The sequence below is a fragment of the Trinickia sp. HAY1-2D genome (assembly GCF_056754935.1).
The window spans coordinates 1,667,654-1,693,597 of sequence record NZ_JBPGWX010000002.1 but is presented as its reverse complement, the minus strand read 5'-3'; the positions used below and the strand labels follow the sequence as shown (position 1 = coordinate 1,693,597).

The 25,944-nt window shown below is 64.2% G+C and carries 24 protein-coding genes; 7 read left to right on the top strand and 17 right to left on the bottom strand.

Annotated features, from left to right (window positions below; genetic code table 11):
• The first annotated feature begins 83 nt into the window (after window positions 1-83).
• Together mutS and ACR9ZC_RS15030 are read left to right on the top strand one after the other, a co-directional pair.
• Entirely contained in the window at window positions 84-2,750 is a 2,667-nt protein-coding gene (gene mutS / locus ACR9ZC_RS15035) for a DNA mismatch repair protein MutS (RefSeq protein ID WP_481580911.1), read from the top strand.
• Complete coding sequence (locus ACR9ZC_RS15030; RefSeq protein ID WP_481580910.1) at window positions 2,713-4,032, top strand: hypothetical protein; 1,320 nt, start codon at window positions 2,713-2,715, stop codon at window positions 4,030-4,032. Before mutS ends, ACR9ZC_RS15030 begins: the two co-directional genes overlap by 38 nt.
• Here the strand turns inward: ACR9ZC_RS15030 and ACR9ZC_RS15025 are convergent.
• On the bottom strand, window positions 4,012-4,551 hold the full coding sequence (locus ACR9ZC_RS15025) for an FKBP-type peptidyl-prolyl cis-trans isomerase (RefSeq protein WP_173255459.1): 540 nt from the start codon (window positions 4,549-4,551) through the stop codon (window positions 4,012-4,014). The genes ACR9ZC_RS15030 and ACR9ZC_RS15025 overlap by 21 nt on opposite strands.
• Before the next feature lie 32 nt (window positions 4,552-4,583).
• Here ACR9ZC_RS15025 and ACR9ZC_RS15020 point away from each other — a divergent pair, with 32 nt between their 5' ends.
• Both ACR9ZC_RS15020 and ACR9ZC_RS15015 read left to right on the top strand, forming a co-directional pair.
• Window positions 4,584-5,825, top strand: a complete 1,242-nt coding sequence (locus ACR9ZC_RS15020; protein WP_481580909.1) for a JmjC domain-containing protein — start codon at window positions 4,584-4,586, stop codon at window positions 5,823-5,825.
• Between the two features lie 227 nt (window positions 5,826-6,052).
• Window positions 6,053-6,307 carry a hypothetical protein gene (locus ACR9ZC_RS15015; RefSeq protein ID WP_414720274.1) on the top strand — a complete coding sequence of 85 codons (255 nt, stop codon included), beginning with the start codon at window positions 6,053-6,055 and terminating at the stop codon, window positions 6,305-6,307.
• A 95-nt stretch (window positions 6,308-6,402) separates the two neighbouring features.
• On the opposite strand, the gene ACR9ZC_RS15010 is transcribed toward ACR9ZC_RS15015, so the two are convergent.
• From ACR9ZC_RS15010 to ACR9ZC_RS14965, 10 genes are all read right to left on the bottom strand, one after another.
• Entirely contained in the window at window positions 6,403-7,191 is a 789-nt protein-coding gene (locus tag ACR9ZC_RS15010) for an MBL fold metallo-hydrolase (RefSeq protein ID WP_440559150.1), read from the bottom strand.
• 10 nt (window positions 7,192-7,201) lie between these two features.
• Window positions 7,202-8,341, bottom strand: a complete 1,140-nt coding sequence (gene bamC, locus ACR9ZC_RS15005) for an outer membrane protein assembly factor BamC (RefSeq protein ID WP_481580908.1) — start codon at window positions 8,339-8,341, stop codon at window positions 7,202-7,204.
• Window positions 8,342-8,466: 125 nt separating this feature from the next.
• Window positions 8,467-9,384: a 4-hydroxy-tetrahydrodipicolinate synthase gene (dapA, locus tag ACR9ZC_RS15000; RefSeq protein ID WP_481580907.1), complete on the bottom strand. Its 918-nt coding sequence runs from the start codon at window positions 9,382-9,384 to the stop codon at window positions 8,467-8,469.
• A 42-nt stretch (window positions 9,385-9,426) separates the two neighbouring features.
• Window positions 9,427-10,032 (bottom strand): class I SAM-dependent methyltransferase, encoded by a 606-nt coding sequence (locus ACR9ZC_RS14995; RefSeq protein WP_481580906.1) that lies wholly within the window; start codon window positions 10,030-10,032, stop codon window positions 9,427-9,429.
• Between the two features lie 48 nt (window positions 10,033-10,080).
• Complete coding sequence (locus ACR9ZC_RS14990) at window positions 10,081-11,283, bottom strand: tryptophan--tRNA ligase (protein WP_331570817.1); 1,203 nt, start codon at window positions 11,281-11,283, stop codon at window positions 10,081-10,083.
• 4 nt (window positions 11,284-11,287) lie between these two features.
• Window positions 11,288-11,953 carry a site-2 protease family protein gene (locus tag ACR9ZC_RS14985; protein ID WP_481580905.1) on the bottom strand — a complete coding sequence of 222 codons (666 nt, stop codon included), beginning with the start codon at window positions 11,951-11,953 and terminating at the stop codon, window positions 11,288-11,290.
• A gap of 73 nt (window positions 11,954-12,026) precedes the next feature.
• Entirely contained in the window at window positions 12,027-12,665 is a 639-nt protein-coding gene (locus ACR9ZC_RS14980; RefSeq protein WP_481580904.1) for an L-threonylcarbamoyladenylate synthase, read from the bottom strand.
• A 113-nt stretch (window positions 12,666-12,778) separates the two neighbouring features.
• A complete protein-coding gene (locus ACR9ZC_RS14975; protein ID WP_481580903.1) occupies window positions 12,779-13,609 on the bottom strand; it encodes a 3',5'-nucleoside bisphosphate phosphatase in 831 nt (276 codons plus the stop codon).
• A gap of 90 nt (window positions 13,610-13,699) precedes the next feature.
• Window positions 13,700-14,584 carry an alpha/beta fold hydrolase gene (locus tag ACR9ZC_RS14970; RefSeq protein WP_481580902.1) on the bottom strand — a complete coding sequence of 295 codons (885 nt, stop codon included), beginning with the start codon at window positions 14,582-14,584 and terminating at the stop codon, window positions 13,700-13,702.
• Window positions 14,585-14,700: 116 nt separating this feature from the next.
• Window positions 14,701-15,561 (bottom strand): ferritin-like domain-containing protein, encoded by an 861-nt coding sequence (locus ACR9ZC_RS14965; RefSeq protein ID WP_481580901.1) that lies wholly within the window; start codon window positions 15,559-15,561, stop codon window positions 14,701-14,703.
• Window positions 15,562-15,769: 208 nt separating this feature from the next.
• Here ACR9ZC_RS14965 and ACR9ZC_RS14960 point away from each other — a divergent pair, with 208 nt between their 5' ends.
• The 3 genes from ACR9ZC_RS14960 (at window position 15,770) to ACR9ZC_RS14950 (ending at window position 17,836) form a co-directional block, all read left to right on the top strand.
• Window positions 15,770-16,294: a gamma carbonic anhydrase family protein gene (locus tag ACR9ZC_RS14960; RefSeq protein WP_481580900.1), complete on the top strand. Its 525-nt coding sequence runs from the start codon at window positions 15,770-15,772 to the stop codon at window positions 16,292-16,294.
• Between the two features lie 49 nt (window positions 16,295-16,343).
• Window positions 16,344-17,306 (top strand): Hsp33 family molecular chaperone HslO, encoded by a 963-nt coding sequence (gene hslO, locus ACR9ZC_RS14955; protein WP_481580899.1) that lies wholly within the window; start codon window positions 16,344-16,346, stop codon window positions 17,304-17,306.
• Between the two features lie 158 nt (window positions 17,307-17,464).
• Complete coding sequence (locus ACR9ZC_RS14950) at window positions 17,465-17,836, top strand: hypothetical protein (protein ID WP_481582675.1); 372 nt, start codon at window positions 17,465-17,467, stop codon at window positions 17,834-17,836.
• A gap of 57 nt (window positions 17,837-17,893) precedes the next feature.
• Here the strand turns inward: ACR9ZC_RS14950 and ftsB are convergent, their stop codons facing one another.
• The 6 genes from ftsB to ACR9ZC_RS14920 all read right to left on the bottom strand — a co-directional run bounded on the left by ftsB (window position 17,894) and on the right by ACR9ZC_RS14920 (window position 25,938).
• Window positions 17,894-18,334: a cell division protein FtsB gene (gene ftsB / locus ACR9ZC_RS14945; protein ID WP_481580898.1), complete on the bottom strand. Its 441-nt coding sequence runs from the start codon at window positions 18,332-18,334 to the stop codon at window positions 17,894-17,896.
• An 84-nt stretch (window positions 18,335-18,418) separates the two neighbouring features.
• Window positions 18,419-19,702 carry a phosphopyruvate hydratase gene (eno, locus tag ACR9ZC_RS14940; protein WP_173255444.1) on the bottom strand — a complete coding sequence of 428 codons (1,284 nt, stop codon included), beginning with the start codon at window positions 19,700-19,702 and terminating at the stop codon, window positions 18,419-18,421.
• Between the two features lie 163 nt (window positions 19,703-19,865).
• Window positions 19,866-20,720, bottom strand: coding sequence for a 3-deoxy-8-phosphooctulonate synthase (gene kdsA / locus ACR9ZC_RS14935; RefSeq protein WP_481580897.1), 855 nt, complete (start codon window positions 20,718-20,720; stop codon window positions 19,866-19,868).
• Window positions 20,717-22,378, bottom strand: a complete 1,662-nt coding sequence (locus tag ACR9ZC_RS14930) for a CTP synthase (protein WP_481580896.1) — start codon at window positions 22,376-22,378, stop codon at window positions 20,717-20,719. Before ACR9ZC_RS14930 ends, kdsA begins: the two co-directional genes overlap by 4 nt.
• An 86-nt stretch (window positions 22,379-22,464) precedes the next feature.
• A complete protein-coding gene (locus ACR9ZC_RS14925) occupies window positions 22,465-23,268 on the bottom strand; it encodes an alpha/beta fold hydrolase (protein ID WP_481580895.1) in 804 nt (267 codons plus the stop codon).
• A 69-nt stretch (window positions 23,269-23,337) separates the two neighbouring features.
• Window positions 23,338-25,938 (bottom strand): DNA internalization-related competence protein ComEC/Rec2, encoded by a 2,601-nt coding sequence (locus tag ACR9ZC_RS14920; RefSeq protein WP_481580894.1) that lies wholly within the window; start codon window positions 25,936-25,938, stop codon window positions 23,338-23,340.
• Window positions 25,939-25,944 lie beyond the last annotated feature (6 nt).

The following is a 25,944-nucleotide window of genomic DNA, read 5'->3' as shown; positions in this document are numbered from 1 at the left end:
CTCGTCAGCCATTCGGCCGACTGCTCAAACCCTTCGTCGCGGTACACTCTCGCCCTGTACTCGCAAGCACGAAAGACACTGAGATGGGCAATCCAACCGAAGCACCCAGCGCCCCTGACGTAGCCGCGCATACGCCGATGATGCAGCAGTACCTGCGCATCAAGGCCGAACACCCCGGCACGCTCGTTTTCTATCGGATGGGCGACTTTTACGAGCTGTTCTTCGACGACGCTGAAAAAGCGGCGCGCCTGCTCGATCTGACACTCACGCAGCGCGGTGCATCGGCCGGCAATCCGATCAAGATGGCCGGCGTGCCGCATCACGCGGTCGAGCAATACCTGGCGAAGCTCGTCAAACTCGGCGAGTCCGTCGCAATCTGCGAGCAGATCGGGGATCCGGCTGCGTCGAAGGGCCCGGTCGAGCGCAAGGTCGTGCGCGTGGTGACCCCCGGCACCCTGACGGATGCAGCGCTGCTCGCAGACAAGAGCGACGCCTATCTGCTCGCGATGAGCCCCGCGCACAATAAACGCGGCGTCGTAACGGGCGTCGGCCTCGCCTGGCTCAATCTCGCGAGCGGCGCACTGAGGCTGGCCGAGGTAGCGCCAGACCAGCTCGCTGCCGCGCTCGAACGCATCCGGCCGGCCGAAATCCTGGCCGCCGATTCGCCGGCAGCGCCGCTCCCGGCCACCGTGCCCGGTACCGTCACGCGCGTGCCCACATGGCATTTCGATATCGCGTCGGGCAAACAGCGGCTTTGCGATCAGCTGAACGTAGCGAGCCTCGACGGCTTCAGTGCTGAATCGCTGACGGCCGCGTGCGGAGCGGCCGGCGCGCTGCTGCTATATGCCTCGGCGACACAAGGGCAACAACTGCGACACGTCCGCAGTCTCAGAGTCGAGTATGAATCCGAATATATCGGGCTGGACCCTGCGACGCGTCGCAATCTCGAGCTGACCGAAACGCTGCGCGGCGGCGAATCGCCGACACTGTGCTCATTGCTCGACACCTGCTGTACGACGATGGGCAGCCGCCTGCTGCGTCACTGGCTCCATCACCCACCGCGCGACGCAGGGTCGGCGCGCGAGCGGCACGGCGCGATCGGTGCCCTCCTCGATGCGCCTGTCCATGCAAGTCTCGATGCGCTCAGAGCGGTCTTACGGCACATCGCCGATATCGAACGCATTACAGGCCGCCTCGCATTGCTATCGGCGCGCCCGCGCGACTTGTCGAGCTTGCGCGATACGTTCGCCGCCCTGCCTGCGCTGCGCGAACAGGTGGCGCACGCCGCGGCCGGCGCGGTTGCGCTCGAACGCATCGCGGCCGCCCTCGAGCCGCCGCGTGAATGCGGCGAACTGCTCCAGCGTGCCATCGCCCAGGAGCCGGCTGCGATGGTGCGCGACGGCGGCGTCATCGCACGTGGCTATGACGCCGATCTCGACGAGTTGCGCGATATCTCGGAAAACTGCGGGCAATTCCTCATCGACCTCGAAGCGCGTGAGCGCGCGCGCACCGGCATTGCCAATCTGCGCGTCGAATACAACAAGGTCCACGGTTTCTATATCGAGGTGACGCGAGGGCAAACCGACAAGGTCCCCGACGACTACCGTCGGCGTCAGACGCTCAAGAATGCGGAGCGTTACATCACTCCGGAGCTCAAGACATTCGAAGACAAGGCGCTATCGGCGCAGGAACGCGCGCTTGCACGCGAGCGAGCGCTCTACGATGCCGTGCTTCAAGCGTTGCTGCCGTACATCGGCGAATGTCAGCGCGTGGCGTCGGCGCTTGCCGAACTCGACTTGCTGGCTGCCTTCGCGGAACGTGCGCAAGCCCTCGACTGGGTCGCACCCACGTTCACGACGGAGATCGGCATCGATATCGAGCAGGGACGGCACCCCGTCGTCGAAGCGCAGGTCGAACAGTTCGTCGCGAACGACTGCTGCTTGAGCCCCGAGCGCAAACTGCTGTTGATCACCGGTCCCAATATGGGCGGCAAATCGACCTTCATGCGGCAAACGGCGTTGATCGCGCTGCTCGCCTATGTCGGCAGTTACGTGCCGGCCCGCCGCGCCACCTTCGGGCCGATCGATCGAATCTTCACCCGCATCGGCGCCGCCGACGATCTGGCCGGCGGCCGCTCCACGTTCATGGTGGAGATGACGGAGGCCGCCGCGATCCTCAACGATGCAACGCCGGCAAGCCTCGTATTGATGGATGAAATCGGGCGCGGTACGTCGACGTTCGACGGCCTCGCACTCGCTTGGGCCATCGCTCGGCACCTGCTCGCGCACAACGGTTGTCAGACGCTTTTCGCCACCCACTATTTCGAGCTCACGCAACTGCCGGCTGAATTCCCGCAAGCCGCGAACGTCCACTTGTCCGCCGTCGAGCATGGGCATGGGATCGTCTTTCTTCATGCCGTCGAAGAAGGCCCCGCAAGCCAGAGCTACGGGCTCCAGGTGGCGCAACTGGCGGGCGTGCCGGCCGCCGTCATACGCGCCGCACGCAAACACCTCGCGCATCTCGAGCAACAATCGGTCGGTTACGCAACACCGCAACTCGATTTGTTCGCGGCGGCACCGTTCGTCGAAGACGCACCCGACGAATCCGCGCACGAACACGATGCTCCACCGCACCCGGTCATCAGTCGCCTGCGCGGCATCGACCCCGACGAGCTCAACCCGCGCGCCGCGCTCGATCTCCTCTACGAGCTGCATGAACAGGCCAATGCGGCGCAAGACGACCGACACTGAGAAAGGCCGGCTTGCGCGCGCCGGGCTGCGCCCGGTAGCGGTAGGGCTCGCCGCACTGCTTGCGCTCGCTTACGGTGAGGCCGCTGTCGCGGCCAGAGCGCATTTCGCCTTCTCCGTCATTGCGGGAACGATGCGAACAAGTGCCGACGAGGCGGCTACGCAGCGACTCCTTCAAGCGATCGGACTCGAGGAGGACATTGCATTCGTTGTCTACGACGGCAACCTGAAAGGGCCCTCCGAGCGCTGCACCGACAACGTCTATGCGCAGCGCCAGCAAATCCTGGCAACCTCGCACGTGCCCCTCATCGTCGTGCCGGGGCAATACGACTGGGCGGAATGCGGCAGCGCAAACGGCGGCGGCTACGACGCGCCGGAGCGGCTCGATTTCCTGCGTCAAACGATTTATGCGGACAACGTCTCGCTCGGCCAATCGCCGATTGTCCTCAAACGCGAAAGCGACGTCGCACGGTTTCATTCATATCGGGAAAACGTCCGCTGGCAGCTGGACGACACTGTATTCGTGAGCCTGAACGTCGTCGGCGGCAATAATCATTATCTGAGCGGCGGTGGCCGCAACGGGGAATACGACGACCGCGCCATCGCCTCCGCCTTTTGGTTGGAACACGCGGCCGAATACGCCCGTCGACGCAATGCGCATGCGCTCGTCGTTTTCGTGGAGGCGGACCCGGACTTCGCGCGCTACGAACATGCGGAACGCTTCTCGTGGCTCCGCATGGGCCGCGCGCGCAAGCGCGACGGCTACCTGGAATTCAAACGCTCTCTCGTTAAAGCGGCCGAGACGTACCGAGGGCCGGTCGTCGTCATTCACGACGACACGGCGGCCCTGTCTCGAGGCTTTACCATCGACCAGCCGCTTTTTGACGACAAGGGTTCGCGCATGACGAACGTCACGCGCATCGCGATTGCGCCGCGAGAGAGAACGAGGCAATGGGTCAGAGTGGATGTGAATTTCGACAGGACGCCGCCGTTTCAGGTCACCGTGCGCCGTATTCCGGCACAGATGCGGGAGATGCCTGCGATGCCGCCGCGCATCGCCTCCCCGTCTGTCGTGCCGGGCGCTTCGGAACTTCTCCCGACGCCTCCGACCGCACTGCCCGCCGTCCCGGAAGCGCCTGCCTCCGAACCGCCGCTACTACCGCAACCGCCTGGGTGGCCGCAGGCAGGCAGCGCGAGCGGCAGTATCGACAGGAAGATACCGCAGCCCGAAGCGCCTGCGGCGCCAACGCGCAGCGGCCCAGGTTCAGTGCAAGGTGGGAGCTGAGCCCGGCTCGTCTTCGTCGTCGTCCTCGTCGAGGACTTCGAGGCCATCGGCACCGTGCACATGGGCGTGTTCGATCTCGTCGGCCGTCGCCTCGCGAACTTCCTTGACCGTCAGTGCAAAGCGCAACGCCATGCCCGCCAGAGGATGATTGCCATCCAGTACGACCTTGTCTTCGGCCAAGTCCGTCACGGTGTAAATCAGTGTATCGATGTCGTCGTCGCCGTCTTCCGGCGTACCCTCGAACTGCATACCGACTTCGAGCGGTTCCGGAAAGCGGTTGCGTGGCTCGATTTTCACGAGGTCTGGGTCATATTCGCCGAACGCGTCCTGCGGCTCGAGCTGGATCTGCGTTTGGTAGCCCGGCTCTTGCCCATCGAGTTCTTCCTCGATCTTGGGGAACGTGCCATCATACCCGCCGTGCAGATAGATCATCGGCTCGTCGCTTTCCTCGATCAGATTGCCTTGCGCGTCCGACAACTTATAGGCGACCGAGACGACAGTGTTCTTCGCGATTTTCATTCGGAATCTCCAAAATACGGTCTCATTATACGATGCCCAAGCGGCCCCTTGACCACACACCGCCCTCAGCTCCGTCCGCCACTTCTGCCGCGTCCGCCGTTTTGCCCCCTCCACCCGACTTACCGACGCCGTTGCTCGCGAATTTGACGCCGTCCGAATTCATGTGTCGGTATTGGCAGAAAAAACCGTTGCTCGTCCGTCAGGCCGTGCCCGGCATCGCGCCCCCGCTCACGCGCGACGAGCTCTTCGCTCTGGCGGCGAGCGACGACGCGGAAGCACGGCTCATTACGCATTTTCGGAGCGCATGGCGCCTCGCACACGGCCCCTTCGAACCCGAGCAAATCCCGAGCGTGCGGCGCCGCGAATGGACGCTGCTCGTGCAAGGCGTCGATTTGCACGATGACCGCGCTCGCGCTTTGCTCGACAGGTTCCGCTTCGCTCCGGACGCGCGGCTCGACGACCTCATGATCTCGTACGCCACCGATGGCGGCGGAGTGGGCCCACATTTCGATTCCTATGACGTGTTTTTGCTGCAGGTGCAGGGCAAGCGACGCTGGCGAATTTCCGCTCAAAAAGATCTTTCCCTGAAAGACGGATTGCCGTTGAAAGTCTTACAGCGCTTCGAGCCCGAGCAAGAATGGGTACTGGAACCGGGCGATATGCTGTATCTGCCGCCGCACATCGCTCACGACGGCGTGGCGCTCGGCGAATGCATGACGTGCTCGATCGGCTTTCGCTCGCCTTCGGCGCGCGAACTGATCGGCCAATTTCTCTATCACCTGGCCGAACGCGGCAGCGTGGCGCAGCAAGCGCGCGAGGACGACCGCTATCGCGATCCCCGGCAAGACGCCGTCAAGCATCCCGCACGGCTGCCGGATGGTCTGATCGAGCAAGTCGGCGCGATCCTTGCTCGTATACGATGGAACGAGCGCGACATCGTCTCGTTCCTTGGCAGCTATCTGGGCGAACCGAAGGCTCACGTCGTCTTCGAGGCGCCCGAGCGGCCGGCAAACGAGGCGGCGTTCGTGAAAAAGGCGCTTCGCCATGGGGTTCGGCTCGACAGGAAGACGACGCTCCTGTACGGAAAGGACAGCTACTTTCTCAACGGCGAGGAAGACCGTCTGCCGCGGAGCAAAAAGTGGCTGCTCGAACTCGCCGACGCGAGGCGCCTCGAGGGGAAACGGTTTGTAACACTATCTGCCGATTCGTCGATGACAGCGCTGTTGCACGAGTGGTATCTTGCCGGCTGGGTACGGATCGGCGCATCCGCTTGAGGTAATCGTCCCTATTGTTCAAAAAGCTGAAATTCTGTATGAGAAAGGCAACGTATTGACCCTGGTTTGTCGACGGTCCGTACGAAAGTGCATATAATTTCCGCCCAAGCCGTGGGGAAGATTCACGCTCTGATGTGCATCCCACCAGCGGCCCAGGTTGGTGTTGGAGCACATTACCGGTATTATTTCGCGCTGTTGCTTACCTTTAACCATAAAAGGACGTGATCATGAAGAAATCCCTCCTCGTAGCATCCCTGTTGGCTGCCATGGCTTTGGCCGCATGCAACAAGAGCAGCGATCAAGCTGCTGCGCCGGCTAGCGACGCTGCTGCTGCTTCGGCTCCCGCCGCTGCTGCCGCTTCGGACGCTGCTTCGAGCGCTGGTGCTGCTGCGAGCGACGCTGCTGCGGCTTCGGGTGCTGCTGCCGCTGCTTCGGACGCTGCTGCGTCGGCTGCCGCTCCGGCTTCGGGCGCAAGCCAGTAAGCTGTCAAGCTGCAAGGCAAGAAAAAACCGGCTTCGAGCCGGTTTTTTCTTGTCTGCGCCAATTGCGAATTGCGTTGCCGCGAACCGACACGCCCTTACTCGACACCGCCTAGCGTCAGCCACGCGAAACCGTCGTCCTGCGATGCAACCATCACGTCGTGTATAGCGGAGCCCAGCACACGCGCCAGCGCGGCCTGAGCAAGCTCTGGCTGATTGTTTTGCTGGCTCAGATGCGCCGCAACGATATGCTTGAGCCGTGAGCGACGCAGCGACGCCAGAATGACCGCAGCCGCGTCGTTGCTGAGATGCCCGTGGTTACCGCCGATTCGCGCCTTTAGCGATGCCGGATAGCGGCTCGTCGCCAGCATATCGACATCGTGATTGCATTCGAGCACCAGCGCGTCGCAGTCATGGAGCATCGCTGTGATATGCGGCGTCGATGTACCGACATCCGTCAGCACGCCCAATCGATGCGCGCCGTCCCCGAAAACGAACTGCAGCGGCTCGCGCGCGTCGTGGGGAACCGTATAAGGGCATACTTGCAGGTCGCCGATAGCGGCCGTCTCGTCACCCCACAACACGTGGAGATCGACGCCCGGCGCCACGTCCGCACCCACCGCGCGTGCCGTGCCCCAACTCATATAAAGCGGGACACTCCATTTGCGAGCGACCGTCAACGCGCTGCCAATGTGGTCGCTGTGCTCGTGCGTGACGAGAATGGCGTCGAGCTGCTCGATGCCGCATTCGACGCGCGCGAGCCGCCGTTCGAGTTCTTTCGCCGAGAATCCGCAATCCAGTAATACGCGCGTCGCCGTCGTCCCGCTCGTCGCTTCGACGACGAGCGCGTTGCCTTCGCTTCCGCTGCCGAGACTGGCAAAACGCATGAACGGCCCGTCAGTTCAGTTCGGCATGCAGCAGCGACAGAATCTTCTTCGCTTCGGGCGAGGTATCGACTTGGCCGTTTGCATCCACGATTGCGACCTGCGTCTGGCCCTCGCCTTTTTGGCGGACATTGACGAGGAACGACTGCCCCGGTGCGGATGCCACCGGTTTGCGATAGAAGAGCTTGCCGAACAGGCCGTCGCGCTTGAGCTCGGCCATCGAATCGGCGTAGCGCACGTAATAGAGCCCCTTGGCGCGATCGCGGTTATCGACCGTGAAATTCGTCCTGTCGAGCGCCAGCCCGACGCGCAGCCACGCCCGATCGAAAGACTCCTGAAGCTCGAGCGTCGTCTGGGCACCGGCCATATCGATCGTGACAGGCGCCGTGCCGGGACGCGCGTTCGCGAGGAGTTCCTTCGATTGTGCGTCGGTCAGGCCGAACTTCTGCATCAGCTTCGAAAGAAACACGGCTTCCAGCACCGGATTGCGCGGACGTTCCACCCAGCGCGACGAGTCCTTGTCCTGCCCGGTCAGCACTTCTTCGAGCGCGCTATGCGTAATCGAAATATCGGTCGCGCCGTTCGGGCCGCGTTCGACGAGCGTACGGAATCTGTCGCGCGTGCCCGACGAGTACGCGAAATCGATCACCCGGCCAATCGTGCGGCGAAACCAATCGTCCGGTATGTTGGCGCGGTTTTCCGCCCAGTCCGTCATCATGATGCCCGTTGCGGGCGCATTGGTTTTCAGCGCGAAGCCATTGTCCTGCCAGAATTCCTGCAACTGCGGCCAAAGCTGGTCGGGCGAGCGGCCGTCGACGACGAGCCAGCGGCGGTCGCCATCGCGCTCGATATGCATGCCATAGGGGTCTTGCGCGCTCGGCACCCCTTCCGTCGCATTGCCCGCGGTGGTGCGATTGCGCTCGGGCGCGCCGCCGAGTGCCGCGTTCGACGGCGGGGCCGTGTATTGTGTCGGCGCGGTGCTCGCCGTCAGATCGCTCGGGACCGTCAGCGACGGGGCCGAACGCGTGGCCTTGTAATCGACTTTATCGGACGAGAACCATTCGTTGAGGGTGTCGCAGCCGGCAAGCGATCCGAGCGCGAGCACAAGCGCCGCCGTACGCGCGGCATGAATGAAAAAAACAGAACGTTTCATGGAACCCTTCGTGATGCGAACGCGTGCCTGCAACGATGCTGGAGCGCGAGTCGAGAACGATCTCGGTTAGTGAATGACAGCAGCCGGCGCGCCGTTGCGTGCGCGCGCGGACATCGGTACCGCCTTTATCGCAGCACGCCTGCCTCGCGCAACGCATCGCGCACGGCGCCGTGGCAGCGCTCGTCGAGACGCGTCAGCGGCAGGCGGATGCCGCCTTGTATCCGGCCCATCTCCTCGAGCGCCCACTTCACCGGGATCGGATTCGATTCGATGAAAAGCGTCTTGTGCAACGAAAGCAAACGGAGATGAATTTCACGGGCGGTCTTCGCATCGGCCTCGAGCGCCGCTTTGCACAGCTCGCTCATCGCGCGCGGCGCGACATTGGCCGTCACGGAAATGTTGCCATGGCCCCCGAGCAGCATGAGCGCGATCGCGGTCGGGTCGTCGCCGCTATAGATGCCGAAATGCGACGGCGCGGCCTTGATCAGATGTGCTGCGCGATCGATGTTGCCCGTCGCCTCCTTCACGCCGATGATGCCCGGTACCTGTGCGAGGCGCAGGATCGTCTCGTTCGACATGTCGGCCACCGTACGGCCCGGCACGTTATAGAGAATGACGGGCAAATCGACCGCTTCCGCGATTTTCGCGAAATGGCGGTAGATGCCCTCTTGCGTCGGCTTGTTGTAGTAAGGGACGACTTGCAGCGTCGCCTCGGCGCCCACGGCTTTCGCCCGCTCGGTCAGCTCGATCGCCTCGGAGGTCGAATTGCCCCCGGCGCCGGCAATCACCGGAATACGGCCGGCCGCGTGCGTAACGGCCGTTTCGATCATGAGGACGTGCTCCTCGACCGACAACGTGGCCGATTCGCCGCTCGTACCCACGACGACGAGCGCGTTGGTGCCTTCCTCGATATGCCAGTCGATCAGCTTGCGAAACGCCGCCAGATCGAGGCCGCCGTCGTCGAGCATCGGCGTGACGATCGCGGGAATGCTGCCGCGAATCCGGACGCCGTCCCGGTTGCTGCTGGATGTGCCGTTAGCCATGAAACGCCATGAATTCCATTCCGAAAGCGCGATTGTAGCGGATTAGCCGCTCAAATCGTAACGCGGCTGACCCGGGGTTGCGCCCGCCCCGCCCACGGCATCCCGAACCCTCTCGGCCTCGCGCACCGCGCACAGGCGCTGCACGAACGCAGGCCGCGGTAATGCGGTGTAACCGTCTTCGAACGCGATGACCCGTAACGTGCCGCGCACGGCGTCGAGCAGCTCGCCCGGCGCGAGGAGAAACGCCGGGTTCGAAGGTTTCCCGAGCGTTTCATTGCCCTGCGCGAAAGTTTCGTACAACAAAAAGCCGCCTGGCGCGAGCGATGCGACGAGACGCGGCAACAGCGGGCGATGAAGGTAATTCGTGACAACGACCGCCGCAAACCGTGCCGCATCGGGAAACGGCCACGGACTGCCGTCTTCGAGATCGGCTGCGAGGGGCTCGACGCCCTCGATCTGCGCCAGTGCCGCAAGCGCGTCGGGGGCGCGCTCCAGGGCGATCACGCGATGCCCGCGCGCGGCGAACCAGCGTGCATGACGACCGCTACCCGCGGCAACGTCGAGCACGGTCGCATCCGGCGCAAGCAGATGCGACCACCGGACGATCCAGGCGGAAGCGCCCGGCGCCGCCGTGTGCTCGCCGCTCATCGCAACCCCGCCCGGGCACATTGCGCGTGCATCGCAAACGCCGACCGATCAGGAGTACGAAAGGCCCATGGCCTCGCGTACGTCGCGCATCGTCTCGGTGGCGAACTTGCGCGCCTTGTCGCAGCCGTCGGCCACGATGGCCCGCAAAAGCGTCGGGTCGTCCATATACTTTTGCGCCCGCTCGAGCATCGGCTGCTGCTCGCGCAAGATACCTTCGATAACGGGTTGCTTGCATTCGAGACAGCCGATACCGGCCGAGCGGCAGCCCTTTTGCACCCATTGGTGGGTGGCCTCGTCGGTATAGACCTGATGCAGTTGCCAAACGGGGCATTTGTCGGGATCGCCCGGATCGGTCCGGCGCACCCGCGCGGGATCCGTCGGCATCGTGCGGACTTTCTTGGCGATCGTATCGGCGTCCTCGCGCAACCCGATGGTGTTGCCATAGGACTTCGACATTTTCTGCCCATCGAGCCCCGGCATGCGCGAAGCCTTCGTCAGCAGCACCTGCGGTTCGACGAGGATGATCTTGCGCGCACCTTCCAGGTAGCCGAAAAGCCGCTCGCGATCGCTCATCGAAATGCTTTGCGACTCCTGCAGCAGCGCACGCGCCTGCTCGAGTGCTTCGTCGTCGCCCTCTTGCTGATAGGCATTGCGCAACTCGCGGTACAGCTTCGCGCGTTTGCCGCCCAGCTTCTTGGCTGCCTCGAGCGCCTTTTCTTCGAAATCGGGCTCGCGCCCATAAAGATGATTGAAGCGCCGCGCGATCTCGCGCGTCATCTCGACGTGCGGCACCTGATCTTCGCCGACCGGCACGAGCGAGGCGCGATAAAGCAGAATGTCCGCCGCCATCAACACGGGATAGCCGAGAAAACCGTATGTCGAGAGGTCCTTGTCCTTCAGCTTCTCGATCTGCTCCTTATAGGTCGGCACACGTTCGAGCCAGCCGAGCGGCGCGCTCATGCCGAGCAGCAGCGACAGCTCCGCATGCTCGGGAACTCGGCTTTGGATGAAAAGCGTCGCCTGCGCGGGATCGATTCCCGATGCGAGCCAGTCGATCAGTACTTCCCAGACGTTGGTTTCGATGACCTCGGGCGTCTCGTAGTGGGTGGTGAGCGCATGCCAGTCGACCACGCAGAAAAAGCACGGGTATTCGGACTGCAGGCGCACCCAGTTCTTCAACACGCCATGGTAGTGGCCGAGGTGGAGCGAGCCGGTGGGTCGCATGCCGGAGAAAATGCGGTCTGGAAACATGGTCTTAGTTGAAGAGCGAGACAAAGGGAGTCAGGATGGCCGTCAAGGCATCGTAACCGAGCGACATGAGCGGCCGCAGCCAGAACCTCGTCAGCACGCCCGTGATCACGAGCGCCATCACGACGAAAAAGCCATACGGCTCGAGGCGCGCCAAGCCGATCGCCTGGCGCGGCGGCAACAGCGCCATGACTACGCGCCCGCCGTCGAGCGGCGGCAGCGGAAACAGGTTGATGATACCCAGCACGAGATTCACGCTGACGCCGGCGCCCGCCATGCGCGAGAAGAACGGCTCGTCGACCGACGACAGCGACAGGCCAACGCCGATGAATCCCCACAGCAGCGCCTGCGCAAAGTTGCAGACCGGACCGGCGAGCGCCACCCACAGGCTGCCCCAGCGCGGATTGCGCAGGTTGCTGAACGCGACTGGAACGGGTTTCGCGTAGCCGAACATGAACGCGCCGCCCGTGGCGAAATAAAGCAGCAGCGGAATGGCGATCGTGCCCAGCGGGTCGATGTGGCGCATCGGATTGAACGAAACCCGCCCCATCATGTAGGCCGTATTGTCTCCAAGCAGCTTGGCCACGTAGCCGTGCGCCGCCTCGTGCAGCGTAATCGCGAAGATCACGGGCAACGCATAGACCGCTATCGTTTGTATCAGGGAAGCATCCATATCGGGCTTATTGTAACAAGGGGGCCGTACCGCACTGGTCGCGGGCCGGTCTCGCGCGGCAAGCGTCTTGCGTTCACTGCTCCATGGCACTCAGTCCGAACGGTTCGAGCGCACCGCGCCCCGCACGCACGAGAACCGGCTCATCGCCCGTCAGATCGACCACGGTCGATGGCTCGCGCGGACAGGCGCCCCCGTCGATCACGAGATCGATCTGCTTTTCGAGCCGTGTGCGGATCGCCTCGGGATCGTTCACAGGTTCGCTGTCCGGCGGCAGGATCAGCGTCGTGGCAATGAGCGGCTCCCCGAGCGCCTCGAGCAACGCGAGCGTGATGGCGTGATCCGGCACGCGCAGCCCGATCGTCTTGCGCGACGGATGAGAGAGCCGCCGGGGCACTTCCTTCGTCGCCTGCAGGATGAATACGTAAGGCCCCGGCGTCACCGACTTGATCAAGCGAAACTGCCCGTTGTCGACCATCGCGAAATTCGCGAGCTCGGACAGGTCGCGCACGAGCAACGACAAATGCTGCCGCTCATCGAGACCGCGAATGCGGCGCAGACGCGTCACGGCGTCCTTATCGTCGAGACGGCACCCGAGTGCATAACTCGAATCGGTCGGCAGCGCTATCACGCCGCCGTCTTTCACGATATGGACCGCCTGCGCAATCAAGCGCGGCTGTGGGTTATCGGGGTGGATCCGGAAGTATTGGGACATGGAAGAAGTGAGCGTTCAGCGACGCGACGCGCGAGCATGGCAGGCACCGGATGCCGTGCGACGCACTGCCGCCCAGCCGGGTCTCGCGGAAAACTGCGCTCGTCGCGCGTGCATCAGAGCAGGCGGTCCCAGACAGGCGTCAGATCGGGCGGCAGCGGCGGCAGCGCGCCAAGCTCCACGCGACCCTCGCCGGGCGCATGAAAATCCGAACCGCGCGACGCCTCGAATCCGAAACGACGCGCGACATCGGCGTATTCGCGGTACTGATCGGGCGTGTGACTACCCGTGACAACCTCGATGGCGCGGCCGCCCAGATCGACGAAGGCGCCGAAAAGCGCGTCGAATTCGAGCGGCGTATAGCGGTAGCGCCCCGGATGGGCAATGACCGCAATGCCGCCGGCCGCGCCAATCCAGCTGACTGCGTTTTCAAGGGTCGCCCAACGATGCGGAACATAGCCCGGCTTACCCTCGCCGAGAAAGCGATCGAACACGTCGGCTGTCGACGGGGCAAAACCTTTTTCGACGAGGAAGCGCGCGAAATGCGTGCGTGAAATCAGGTCGGGATTCGACACGAACCGCAGCGCGCCTTCATAGGCACCGGGAATGCCGACTGCCTCGAGTGCCGCGGCCATGGCCTGCGCCCTCGCGGTACGCCCGTTGCGCGTCGCACTCAGCCCCTCGACGAGCGTCGGACATGACGGGTCCACGCCCAGCCCCACGACGTGCAACGTGCGAGCGGCCCACGTCACGGAAATTTCGACCCCCGGCAAATAACGGATGCCAAGCGCCTCGGCCGCGGCGCGAGCCTCGCTCTGACCGCCGAGTTCGTCGTGATCGGTCAGCGACCAGACGGTCACGCCCCCCGCATGCGCACGGCGCGCGACCTCCGCGGGCGCGAGCAGCCCGTCGGATACGTTGGAATGGCAATGCAGATCGGCGTTCATGCTTCGAGCGGAGGGAGTATCCAAGCATTTTACTGCAATGCGGCGTTCCGCTCGGGCTTCCCTAGCGCGCCCCGGACGCGCTTGCCCCTCTCAGGCGCAAAACGCCTCGATCAGCGCCGCCACCTGCTCGGGTTGATCGTGATGAACCATATGTCCTGCGTCTTCGATCATCTTTTCGCGCCAGTCTCGAAAAGCCGTGAAGCGTGCCTTGAACTCGTCCAGCGGAATGGCACCCGCCAGCATCGCAAGCGTCGGCGATCGGACGGCCTCGACATGCAGGACTTTCGCGCTGGCCTTCGCCCACACCGCCATTATTTCGTCGAGCCGGTAAAGCAGCGGACCATGCATCTTGTGCGCCGGATCCGCCAGCAACAGATAGCGCCCGTCGTCGCCGCGTTTCGCCCAATGCCGGGCCAAAAAGCGCGCACGCTCGGGTGCAAGGCGCGGATTATTCTTCGTCAAGCGCGCGGCGACGTCGTCGAGCGTCGCGTACGTCTTGAGCGTGGGAGGCGCGCGCAGGTCGTCGAGCCAGGCGGCGAGCCGGTGCGGCGCCTGCGCAGCCTTTGCGGGCGCCAGCCCGAACCCTTCGAGGTCGACGACTCGTCGCACGCGCTCGGGCCGCACGCCGGCGTACAGGCACACGACGTTTGCCCCCATGCTGTGTCCGACGAGATTGACTTGTCCGCTCGGTGCGTAATGGTCGAGCAAGGCTTCGAGGTCCGCCAGGTACTCGTGGAACCAATAATGGCCGCCGCCGCGCTCCGCCACGGGCCAATCGGACAGACCGAAACCGCGTGCGTCGGGCGCGATCACCTGCCAATCGCCGCCCAGCGCATCCACCACGAACTGGAACGACGCGGAAACGTCCATCCAGCCATGCAGCATGAAAAGCGTTGGAGCGCCGGGCGGGCCCCAACGGCGCACGTGCAGACGCACACCGCGAACGGTCAGGAAGTCGGATTGCGAAGTAGTCATGAAGCGTCGCCGAAAAACGAATGGTCGTTCGATTATATCGGGAGAAACGCTTTGTCTGCGCGCCGCGGATTTGGGCATAGCCGGGATCGATTCGAACGATCGCCTCGTCGGGCGCATCAGGCGTCGCTTGGCGCGCCCTCATCGCCGTTCAGCCGCGACAGTTCGAATTCATCGAATCCGGCCTGGCGGCGTGCCTCGAAGTTGAACGGCCCGCGCAAGCGCGGCGCGCGGTATTGCTCGGCCAGCCGGACGTACGTGGGATGCGGATCGAGCCCTCGCGCGTCGCACAGGTAGCGAAACCAATGATTCCCGATGCGAACATGGCCAATTTCATCGCGCAAAATGACATCGAGAATGGCAGCCGAATCGAGATCGCCCGCCTGCACGAGCCGCGCGCGAATCGGCGGCGACGCATCGAGCCCGCGCGCCTCGAGCGTGCGCGGTACCAGCGCCATGCGCGCGAGTACGTCCGCCCGCGTGCGCTCGCACATGTCCCAGAGTCCGTTGTGCGCGGGGAACTCGCCATAGGCGTGCCCGAGTTGAGCGAGCCGCGCAGCGAGCAACGTGAAATGATGCGCCTCTTCGGCGGCAACTTGCAGCCAGTCGCCGTAAAACGCTTCCGGCATCTGTCCGAAACGCCAGACGGCATCGAGCGCGAGGTTGATCGCGTTGAATTCGATATGGGCAAGCGCATGCAGAAGCACCGCGCGGCCCTCCGGCGAGCGCATGCCGCGATGCGCGAGCAAGCGCGGTTCGACGAGCAGTGGCGCGCGTGGCCTGCCCGGCAGGCCGGCCGGCTCGGCGATGCTCGCCTGAGCCCCACAGGGCAACTCGCGCGCCAGCCAGCGCCGATGCAGCGCCTGAGCATGAGCGGCCTTCGCCGACGGCTCGCATTCGAGGAGCACGCAAAGCGCGAGATGACGAACATCGTCTTCACGCTCGATTTCGTCGCTTTCGGAAGAATCTGTTGCAGACATTACTGAGTCGGGACTCATCGATAAAAAGCAACGCGGCACGGCCGCTGCGGCCCACCGGCAGCGAACGCCGCGGTGACAGGCGGGACCGTTTACAATACGCGATTCGGCCTCGCGCGTGCCGTGGAGCGCGTGACAAGGGCGGCCATTTTACTCGGTGCGCGGCCACACTCCACGGCTGCGGCATGGCCTTGCACGGGAGACATTCACTGTGGCGATGTACAAGCTGGGCGAGCATGGCCCGACCATTCACGAAAGCGTATTCGTCGCCGACACGGCCACCATCGTCGGCCGCGTGACGCTCGAAGAAAATGCCAGCGTCTGGTTCGGCGCGTCGCTACGGGGCGATAACGAGCCCATTCAAGTCGGCGCCGGCACCAACATTCAGGAAGGCGCCGTGCTTCACACCGATCCGGGCTACCCGCTCGTCATCGGCACGAACGCGACGGTCGGGCATCAGGCGATGCTGCACGGCTGCACGGTATCGGATGGTGCCCTCATCGGCATTCAGGCCGTGGTGCTGAACGGTGCGGTGATCGGCCGCAATTGTCTGGTGGGCGCGGGCGCCGTCGTCACCGAAGGCAAGGTGTTTCCCGAACGCACGCTGATCCTCGGCGCACCCGCCAAGGTCGTGCGGGAACTCACCGACGAGGAGGTGAGCCGCCTCGCGCAAAATGCCCAGGGCTACATCGAACGCAGGGCGCTCTACAAGGAACAGCTCGTGCGCATCGGTTGATGCAGCGCGAACCAGGCTCGGCCGATATCGACGATCGAAGGAACAGGCTGTGGAAGACCATTTGCAAAAATTCATGTTCAGCACGGCGCCGGTGCGCGGCGAGATCGTCTCGCTGCACAACACCTGGCGGGAAGTGCTGACGCGCCGGCAATACCCCGCTCCCGTGCGCAACATACTCGGCGAGATGATGGCCGCGTGCGCGCTGCTGTCCGCGAATCTCAAATTCGACGGCACGCTGATCATGCAGATTTTCGGCGACGGCCCGGTGAAAATGCTCGTCGTCCAATGCAGCTCGTCGCTCGCCATGCGCGCCACCGCGAAATTCTCCGCGGAGCTCGAAGCCGAAGCCGAAGCCGCCAAGGGCACGCAGATACCGTTCGCGGATCTGCTCAACGCGAGCGGGCACGGACGGTGTGTCATCACGCTCGACCCGCAGGACCGCCGCCCGGGGCACGAGCCCTATCAGGGCATCGTCCCGTTGAATGGCGAGGCAGGCCCCCTCCAGTCGATGGCCGAAGTGCTCGAACACTATATGCGCCACTCCGAACAACTCGAAACGCGCCTGTGGCTCGCCGCGAATACCGAGCGGGCGGTGGGAGTGCTGCTGCAGAAACTTCCCGGCGACGGCGGTATCGTGCCGCACGCGGGCGAGCATGACGCCGATACGTGGGAACGCGTGTGCGTGCTCGGCTCGACGCTCTCGCAAGAAGAGCTGTTGAAGGAAGAACCTCAGACGCTTTTCAAGCGCCTTTTCTGGCAGGAGAACGTCCAGCACTTCGCGCCGGCACAGGCACACTTCGCCTGCAGTTGCTCGCGCGAAAAGGTGGGATCGATGCTCAAAATGCTCGGGCGTGAGGAAGTCGACAGTGTCATCGACGAGCACGGTCACATCGAGATCCATTGCGAATACTGCAATCAGCGCTTCGAGTTCGACCCCGTCGACGTCGTGCAGCTCTTTTCGGCCAACGATGTCACCGTCGGGGTGACGCCGGCCGCCTCGCAGCGGCATTGACGGCGGGCCGCGGACCGCGGCACTTTCGGACGGCGCGCCCGGTCGAAGCGTCACTGGCAGCCGCAGAGGGGTTCACCCGATACCCGATACCCGATACACGGATTCACAAGAGGCGGCTTCGCGAGGCCATCATGAAAACGCACATTCAACGCCCATCGATGAAACGAGTCGAAAACGGCCGCACCGTACCGGTGAGACTCGCGCTCGTGCTCGCCGCAGCCACGACGCTCGCCGCCTGCGTCGTCGAGCCGCCCCCCGGCCCCATCCTGAGCCGCCTGCCGCCGGACGCTCCAGGCGCGGCATCGCCGGCCCGTCCGCTCACAAGTGCGGAGAAGAAGCGTTACGACGAGATCGACAAACAGGTGTTGAAGGACCAGGACGCCGCAATCGCAGCCGATAACTGGGCTCGCTACTACGCGCCCTACTACGCGCCGTATTACTATCCGGCGCCTACGATCTACGGTGGCTACGTCAGCGGTGGGGGCTTCGGGTACTACAGCCCGGGCTTCTATCCCGGCTGGTGGTGGTAGCGGTAGCGCGCGGCGAATGACGCGTTGCGAACGGCGGTAACGGGCGGCTGACGACGGCTACTGCCGGGTCTTTTCGGCGGCGCGCTTCTTGGCTGATTTTTCTTCTTTGCCGCGCGACTTCGCGCGCGAAACCGGATTGGGCACTACGCTGACAGGCGCGGCCGATACTTCGCCGCGCGTCGAGGTATTGCTCGCCGCGGCGGGCGCGAGCGCGCTTGCCGGCGTATTCGGCGAGACGAACTGCACGAATACTTCGCCGTCCTTGACCATGCCCATTTCATAACGGGCACGCTCCTCGACCGCGGCCGTGCCGCCTTGCAGGTCCTGCACTTCTCCCTCGATGCGCTGGTTGCGCACCTTGGCATCGGCGTTCTTATGCGCCTGCGCGTCGAGCGCCTCGCGCAGCTCGTGCACGCGCAACCAGCCGCCGTGTCCCCACCAGAGCGGATACTGGATCAGCACGAGCAGGACGACGAGAACGACAGTGACGAGCCGCATGCGAGAAAGCGCCGTAAATTCAAAACCGCCCCGCGGCTAGGCACGAGGCGGCGAGCAAAACGATCGTTGACGAAAAACCCTGAATCAACGCAGATTGTAGAACGTCGACTTGCCGGGGTAGCTGGCGATATCGCCGAGATCCTCTTCGATACGCAGCAGTTGGTTGTACTTCGAGATGCGATCGCTGCGCGAGAGCGAACCGGTCTTGATCTGTCCGGCGTTGAGGCCCACTGCGATGTCGGCGATCGTCGAGTCTTCCGTTTCGCCCGAGCGATGAGAAATAACGGCCGTATAACCGGCGCGCTTGGCCATTTCGATGGCGGCGAACGTCTCGGTGAGCGTGCCGATCTGGTTGATCTTGATCAGGATCGAGTTCGCGATGCCCTTTTCGATGCCTTCCTTCAAGATGCGTGTGTTGGTCACGAACAGATCGTCGCCGACCAACTGAATCTTTTTGCCGAGGCGGTCGGTCAACAGCTTCCAGCCCGCCCAATCGCCCTCGTGCATGCCGTCTTCGATCGACACGATCGGGAATTTGTCGGCGAGCGTGGCGAGATAGTCCGTGAACTCGGCCGACGACAGCTGCAAGCCCTCACCCGCAAGCTGGTACTTGCCGTCGTGATAGAACTCGCTTGCCGCACAATCGAGCGCCAGCAGCACGTCTTCGCCCGCGCGGTAACCGGCCTTCTCGATGGCCTGAAGAATCGTCGAGAGGCACTCGTCGTTGCTGCCGAAATTCGGGGCGAACCCGCCTTCGTCGCCAACGGCTGTGCTCATGCCGCGATCGGCCAGAATCTTCTTGAGCGCATGGAACACTTCAGCGCCGCAACGCAGTGCCTCGCGGAACGTCGGCTGGCTCACCGGGACGATCATGAATTCCTGGATATCGAGGCTATTGTTCGCATGCGCGCCGCCGTTGACGATGTTCATCATCGGCACCGGCAGTTGCATCGCGCCCGATCCGCCGAAATAACGGTAAAGCGGCAAGCCCGCTTCCTCGGCCGCAGCCTTGGCCACCGCCATCGAAACGGCCAGCATCGCATTCGCGCCCAGGCGCGACTTGTTATCGGTGCCGTCCAGCTCGAGCAGCGTCTTGTCCAGGAACGCCTGCTCGGACGCATCGAGACCCATGATCGCTTCGGAAATCTCGGTATTGATGTGCTCGACGGCCTTCAGCACGCCCTTGCCGCTATAGCGGCCGGTTTCGCCGTCACGCAGCTCGATGGCCTCGCGCGAACCCGTCGACGCGCCCGACGGCACGGCCGCACGGCCCATCGTGCCCGACTCGAGCAACACATCGCATTCGACGGTCGGGTTGCCTCGCGAATCCAGAATCTCGCGGCCGATGATATCTACGATTGCACTCATGATTTCCTCTAGAAATGAAGTTGAATTCCGCTTCTTCTATCTCGTTTTTGCTTGTTTTTCCCACTGCATCCCGGAGTCGCCGCGCTTGCGAGTCACTATGCGGTGCCGTCGCCGCGCCACGAATCGTCCGCGAAGCGTGGGGGTGCGTCAGTTCGTCTGTTCGTCAGTCGAAGTGGCTCTCGAGCAGCGGCGCACGCTTGACGATGCGATCGAGCGCAACGAGCGTTTCCAGCAGCTCGGCCATCCGCTTGAGCGGCACGGCATTGGGGCCATCGGACAGCGCGCACGCCGGGTCGGGGTGAGTCTCCATGAAAAGCCCGGCCACGCCGACGGCCACCGCCGCGCGCGAGAGCACAGGGACGAATTCGCGCTGACCGCCCGAGCTCGTGCCCTGCCCGCCCGGCAGTTGCACCGAATGCGTCGCATCGAATACGACGGGCGCTCCCGTTTCGCGCATGATGGCAAGCGAGCGCATATCCGAAACGAGGTTGTTGTAGCCGAACGAAACGCCACGCTCGCAGGCCATGAAGCGATCTTCCGAAAGCCCGGCCTCGCGCGCCGCGTCACGCGCCTTCGCGATCACATTTTTCATGTCGTGCGGCGCGAGAAACTGCCCTTTCTTGATATTGACGGGCTTGCCCGAGCGCGCGCAGGCGTGAATGAAATCGGTCTGGCGACACAGAAACGCCGGAGTTTGCAGCACGTCGACAACGGACGCGACCGACTCGATTTCCTCGATCGAATGCACGTCCGTCAACACGGGCACGTTCAGTTGCCGCTTCACTTCGCCAAGGATGCGCAGGCCTTCGTCCATTCCGAGCCCGCGAAACGATTTGCCCGAACTGCGGTTGGCCTTGTCATACGACGATTTGTAGATGAACGGTACGCCAAGTCCAGCGCAGATTTCCTTGAGCGCGCCTGCCGTATCGATCGTCATCTGCTCCGATTCGACGACGCAGGTTCCCGCAATCAGAAAAAACGGCTTGTCGAGGCCAATCTCGAAACCGGCGAGCTTCATACCTTCTCCCCGACTCGCGCGAGATGGCACGCACGGGCCGCTTCGACGAACGCCTTGAACAGAGGATGTCCGTCACGCGGTGTCGACGTGAATTCGGGGTGGAACTGCACACCGACGAACCACGGATGCATTTCGCGCGGCAGCTCCATCATCTCGGGCAGATCTTCGCTGGGCGTACGCGCGCTGATGACGAGGCCGCCTGCCTCGAGTTGAGGGACATAGCGGTTGTTGACTTCATAGCGATGGCGATGCCGTTCGTTGACATCCTTGCCGTAAATCGCTTCGGCCATCGTGCCGGGCTTGACGGGGCAACGCTGCGAGCCCAGGCGCATCGTACCGCCCAGGTCCGATCCCTCGCTACGCTTCTCGACGCGACCCTCGCGGTCATACCACTCGGTGATGAGCGCCACGACGCGATGCGGCGTGGCCGGATCGAACTCGGTACTGTTCGCATCCTTCATGCCGACGACATCGCGCGCGAATTCGATGACCGCGAGCTGCATGCCGAGGCAGATGCCCAGGTACGGCACCTTGGCCTCACGCGCGTGACGGATCGCCGCGATCTTGCCTTCGGTGCCGCGGCGACCGAAGCCGCCCGGAACGAGAATGGCATCGAGATGCGCGAGGCTCGCGACACCTTCTTGCTCGATCTGCTCGGAATCGATGTATTCGATGTTGACCTTCGTCGACGTATGGACCGATGCATGACGCAGCGCCTCGATCAGCGATTTGTACGATTCGGTCAGATCGACGTACTTGCCGACCATGCCGATCGTCACCTCGTGACGCGGGTGCTCGAGCTTCTCGACGATATCGGCCCACAGCGTGAGATCGGCGGGCTTGGGCGAGAGCTTGAGCTCGTCGCAAATGATCGTGTCGAGCCCCTGATCGTGCAGCATCTGCGGAATTTTGTAGATGCTGTCGACATCCCAGACCGAGATCACCGCGTCTTCGGGCACGTTCGAGAACAACGAAATCTTTTTCGATTCGTCATCGGGAATCTGGCGATCCGCGCGGCACAGCAGCACGTGCGGCAAGATGCCGATTTCGCGCAGCTTTTGCACGCTGTGCTGCGTGGGCTTGGTCTTCAATTCGCCGGCTGTCGCGATGTAAGGCACGAGCGTCAGATGCACGAAGCAAGCACTGTTGCGTCCGAGACGCAGGCTCATCTGCCGCGCGGCTTCGAGAAACGGCAGCGATTCGATATCGCCGACCGTGCCGCCGATCTCGACGATGGCCACGTCGGGCTCGCCGCAGGTGGCCGACGCCGCGCCGCGCTCGATGAACGCCTGAATTTCATTCGTGATGTGCGGAATGACCTGTACGGTCTTGCCGAGATAATCGCCACGGCGTTCCTTGCGGATCACCGATTCGTAGATCTGGCCCGTCGTGAAGTTGTTCGCCCGGCGCATCTTCGTGCTGATGAAGCGCTCGTAGTGCCCGAGATCGAGATCGGTCTCGGCGCCATCCTCGGTCACGAACACCTCGCCGTGCTGAAACGGACTCATGGTGCCCGGGTCGACGTTGATGTAGGGATCGAGTTTGAGGAGGGTGACTTTGAGACCGCGCGACTCGAGGATCGCGGCGAGAGAGGCGGCGGCAATGCCCTTGCCAAGGGACGACACTACGCCGCCGGTGACGAAAACATATTTAGTCATCGCTGGATGCTCGCGGGAAAAACGGATTATACCGTAAAGGTTCGCGCGCTCAGCGTGCCGAGGAGCGCGCGGCGCTCCCTGCGTGCTTATCCAGCCTCACGCAGCGAGCGCAGCACCCGCTGCACCGCGCGCGCCGTCTCGATCGGCTTTTCCATGGGAAAAAGATGCGTGCCCTCGATCCATTCGAGACGCCCCCGCGTTGCGAGACGCGTCGCTTCGAGGCCGACTTGGCGCACCTCCTTCGAATGCGTGCCCGCAATGAAGCCGACCGGCACCGGCGAGCCGTGCGCGAGACGCGCACCGAGCGTGCGCGGTAGTGTCCTGTAGATCAGGTACTCGATCTGCCGATCGAATGCGAGCGCGCGCGTACCGTCCACGGCGGTCTGCGGAATGCCGAAGTCGACATAGTCGGACAAGACCCGCTCGTCCCAGCGTGCAAACGCAGGCTTCGCGTGGAAATGACGCCAGGCTTCCTCCCGGCTCGCCCAGTGGGTGCGGCGGTTGCGCGTGGCGGCCGCTGGCGAGAGCCGCTCGTCGAGGCCCGTCCATTGCGACACGCGCAGCACGCTCGCACGCCAGCCCGCGACGACGGGCGAATCGAGCATCAGTACACCGCGCACGCAATGCGGACGCTTGAGCGCCGCCATCAGCGATACATAGCCGCCCAGCGAATGGCCGACGAGCCATACCGGTGCCTCATATCGCCGCTCGATGTCGGCGAGCAGTTCGTCGACGAGATGCGGCCAGTCGCTCGTGACCGGAAAAAGCGGATCGTGCCCGATGCGCTCGATGTAGCGGATCTCGTAGTCGTCGGAGAGCTCCGCAAACATCGTCCGGTAGATCGGTGCCGGAAAACCGTTCGCGTGCGAAAAGTGAATGATGTCTTTCAAGCGCCGCTGCCTCCGTCGTTATCCGCCGCCGTTGCCTGCACCACCCGCTCGTGCCTGGTCATGCCGGCGCTACCCCGCCGCGCCGCGAGGCCCGCTGTCCGTCTGATCCATCCAATATCGTCGATGCGTATCGCGATAGCGCTCGAGCGTCGGCACGCCGTCATCGAGCTCCACGCGCACCGCACCGTCGCGATCGGTTCTCGCGAGCTCGATGCCGCGCCCTGCAATGCGCGCCCATACACTCGGATGCGGATGGCCGAAGCGGTTGCGATAGCCTACCTGAAATATCGCGATGCGCGGCCTTACCGAATCGAGGAAAGGTTCGGTCGACGACGTGCGGCTGCCGTGGTGGGCCACGAGCAATACATCGGCCCGCAGCGCTGCCTGGGCACGCAGGCGCAAGGTCTTTTCGATGGACGCATCGATGTCGCCGGTCAACAGCGCCACGAAGCCCGGCGCCTCGATCCGCAATACACAGGAATGCGCGTTCGATTTGCTCGGCAAGGGGCCTGCGTCGGGCCACAGGACGGAAAACTCGACGCCGTCCCATCGCCAGCGCTGCCCCGAAGCGCAGCGCCGGCCCTGCGCATCGGCCGCCTGCGCCAGCGCCCATAGGCGATTCGACGGCGGCAAGCCGCCGAGCAATTGGCGTACGGGCACCGCATCGAGTACTGCCGGCGCGCCCCCGGCGTGATCGGCGTCGCCGTGGCTCAGCACGAGCGCATCGAGCGTGGGCACACCATTGGCGACGAGAGATGGCACGACGATGCGCTCGCCGGCACTCGTCGACTCGGGGCCCGGCCCGGCGTCGAAAAGCAGCGCGTGTCGTGCCGTTTCGACGAGGATCGCCGCACCTTGGCCCACATCGAGAGCCGTCAGCCTGAACGTGCCCGGCGCCGGCGCGGGCGGCAGCAGCGCCAGAGGCAGCCACGCCAAGGGAGCGGCAAACCGGATCGGCCAGCCCCGCGGCATCAAGCACCACAGAACGCCCACGGCGGCCGACACCATTGCCCATGTCGAGGGTCGCGCGAGCCGCCACTCGGCCCATTCATACGCCGACAGCCTGGCCAGAAGCCGCATGAGCGGTGCAAGAAGCGTGTGGGCCAGCTCGAATGCGGATGCATCGAGCGGTGCGGGCAACACCACGGCGACGAGCACGACCGGCGTGACGACGAGGCTCACCCAAGGCACGGCGAACGCGTTGGCGAGCGGTCCCGCCAGCGAGATTTGCGAAAACCAGAACGCGGTCAACGGCGCGAGCCCGATCGTCACGGCGTATTGCGCGCGCGCCGCGCCCACCAGGCTTTCGCCCAGCCGTCGCGAACCCATGCGCCATCGGTCGCGCCATGACGCGCGCCGCTCGCTGCCGGGCTGCAACGGATCGTCGATCTCAGGGGTGTCGAGCTCGCGATCGCCAGGGCGCCGCAAATGGAACTGCATCGCCAGCGCGATGACGGCGACCGCGCCAAACGAGAGCCAGAAGCCGGGGGCGAGCACGGCCCAAGGATCGGCGGCGAGCACGAGCACCGCAGCCCACGCCAGCACGAGCGACGACGCGATATTGCGTCCGAGCGCCGCGGCGGCGCTGACGACGACGAGCATCCACAACGCCCGCTGCGCGGGCACGTTGAACCCTGCGAGCGCGGCATAGCCGGTTGCGCACAGCGTGCCGGTCAGCGCAGCCGCAACAGGCGCAGGCACGATGAGCGGCCATTCGCGCCGGCCGCGACGCGCGAGCCACACGCCGAAACCGCATGAGCGGCGCCAGAGCCATGCGGCCAATGCGGCACTCGCGCCGGCCACGAAGCCGATATGCAGCCCGGAGATCGCGACGAGGTGGCTCGTCCCGGTGCGGCGCAATATCGTGCGGTCCGCCGCGTCGATCGCCTCCTGCGCCCCGATCGCGAGCGCCTTGACGATGCCAAGGTGCGGCGCCCCGGCGAGTGCCGTATCGATGCGGGCGGCCAGCATGAAACGCCAACGGTCGACGCGTGCCGCGAGAGTGCCCACACGGCCGGGCTCCAGGCGCGCGGTCGACGGCGCGACGACATAACCGGTTGCGCGCACCCCGCGTGCGAACAGTGCGGCCTCCCCATCGCGACCGTTGAAGTTCGCATTGCGATGCGGCCGCTTCAAGCGCACGGTCAGACGCCAACGCGCACCGGGGACCAGTTCGGGCACCCGGCCGCCGGCGCGTTCCGACCAACTGAGCTGAACGAGAGACGGAAAATCGTCGATGCCCAACCTGGTGCGTACATCGACGACGTCGACCGAAAACAAGAAACGCACAACGCCGGGTTCATGCGCCGGCAGCCCGCGGATGGCGCCGCGCAGCATGAGCTCGCGCCCCTCCCAATGCGGCGGCAAAGCCTCGCGCAAACGCCACTCGGCGCGCGACGCGGCGTAGCCATGGCCTATCAGCGCGGCCGCCAATGCGAGTGCGCCCCAGCGGCTCACCGGATTGCGCCGGCTCCATTGCACCGCGCGAGCGCACCATGTCGGTTCATCCTCCCTCGTGCCAGCCAGCCGTGGGATCGCCCCCAGGAGAAACCATCCGAGCGCGGCCAAGCCCACGAGTGCGCCGAGAGTCCATGCGAACCCGCCGGGCAGATCCGCGCGCTGCTGCAACGTAGCGATGCCGAGCACGAACCCGCAGAGCACCATCCGCATCCCGCC

Coding starts and splice junctions, on each gene's coding strand:
- ACR9ZC_RS15025 (WP_173255459.1), bottom strand. CDS start 4,551: ATGAAAATCGCGAAGAACACTGTCGTCTCGGTCGCCTATAAGTTGTCG.
- ACR9ZC_RS14950 (WP_481582675.1), top strand. CDS start 17,465: ATGAAACGAGTCGAAAACGGCCGCACCGTACCGGTGAGACTCGCGCTC.
- ACR9ZC_RS14985 (WP_481580905.1), bottom strand. CDS start 11,953: ATGGATGCTTCCCTGATACAAACGATAGCGGTCTATGCGTTGCCCGTG.
- dapA (WP_481580907.1), bottom strand. CDS start 9,384: ATGGCTAACGGCACATCCAGCAGCAACCGGGACGGCGTCCGGATTCGC.
- eno (WP_173255444.1), bottom strand. CDS start 19,702: ATGAGTGCAATCGTAGATATCATCGGCCGCGAGATTCTGGATTCGCGA.
- ftsB (WP_481580898.1), bottom strand. CDS start 18,334: ATGCGGCTCGTCACTGTCGTTCTCGTCGTCCTGCTCGTGCTGATCCAG.
- ACR9ZC_RS14970 (WP_481580902.1), bottom strand. CDS start 14,584: ATGACTACTTCGCAATCCGACTTCCTGACCGTTCGCGGTGTGCGTCTG.
- mutS (WP_481580911.1), top strand. CDS start 84: ATGGGCAATCCAACCGAAGCACCCAGCGCCCCTGACGTAGCCGCGCAT.
- ACR9ZC_RS14920 (WP_481580894.1), bottom strand. CDS start 25,938: ATGCGGATGGTGCTCTGCGGGTTCGTGCTCGGCATCGCTACGTTGCAG.
- ACR9ZC_RS14995 (WP_481580906.1), bottom strand. CDS start 10,032: ATGAGCGGCGAGCACACGGCGGCGCCGGGCGCTTCCGCCTGGATCGTC.
- bamC (WP_481580908.1), bottom strand. CDS start 8,341: ATGAAACGTTCTGTTTTTTTCATTCATGCCGCGCGTACGGCGGCGCTT.
- ACR9ZC_RS15015 (WP_414720274.1), top strand. CDS start 6,053: ATGAAGAAATCCCTCCTCGTAGCATCCCTGTTGGCTGCCATGGCTTTG.
- ACR9ZC_RS14990 (WP_331570817.1), bottom strand. CDS start 11,283: ATGTTTCCAGACCGCATTTTCTCCGGCATGCGACCCACCGGCTCGCTC.
- ACR9ZC_RS15020 (WP_481580909.1), top strand. CDS start 4,584: ATGCCCAAGCGGCCCCTTGACCACACACCGCCCTCAGCTCCGTCCGCC.
- ACR9ZC_RS15030 (WP_481580910.1), top strand. CDS start 2,713: ATGAACAGGCCAATGCGGCGCAAGACGACCGACACTGAGAAAGGCCGG.
- kdsA (WP_481580897.1), bottom strand. CDS start 20,720: ATGAAGCTCGCCGGTTTCGAGATTGGCCTCGACAAGCCGTTTTTTCTG.
- ACR9ZC_RS14965 (WP_481580901.1), bottom strand. CDS start 15,561: ATGTCTGCAACAGATTCTTCCGAAAGCGACGAAATCGAGCGTGAAGAC.
- ACR9ZC_RS14980 (WP_481580904.1), bottom strand. CDS start 12,665: ATGTCCCAATACTTCCGGATCCACCCCGATAACCCACAGCCGCGCTTG.
- ACR9ZC_RS14930 (WP_481580896.1), bottom strand. CDS start 22,378: ATGACTAAATATGTTTTCGTCACCGGCGGCGTAGTGTCGTCCCTTGGC.
- ACR9ZC_RS15010 (WP_440559150.1), bottom strand. CDS start 7,191: ATGCGTTTTGCCAGTCTCGGCAGCGGAAGCGAAGGCAACGCGCTCGTC.
- ACR9ZC_RS14975 (WP_481580903.1), bottom strand. CDS start 13,609: ATGAACGCCGATCTGCATTGCCATTCCAACGTATCCGACGGGCTGCTC.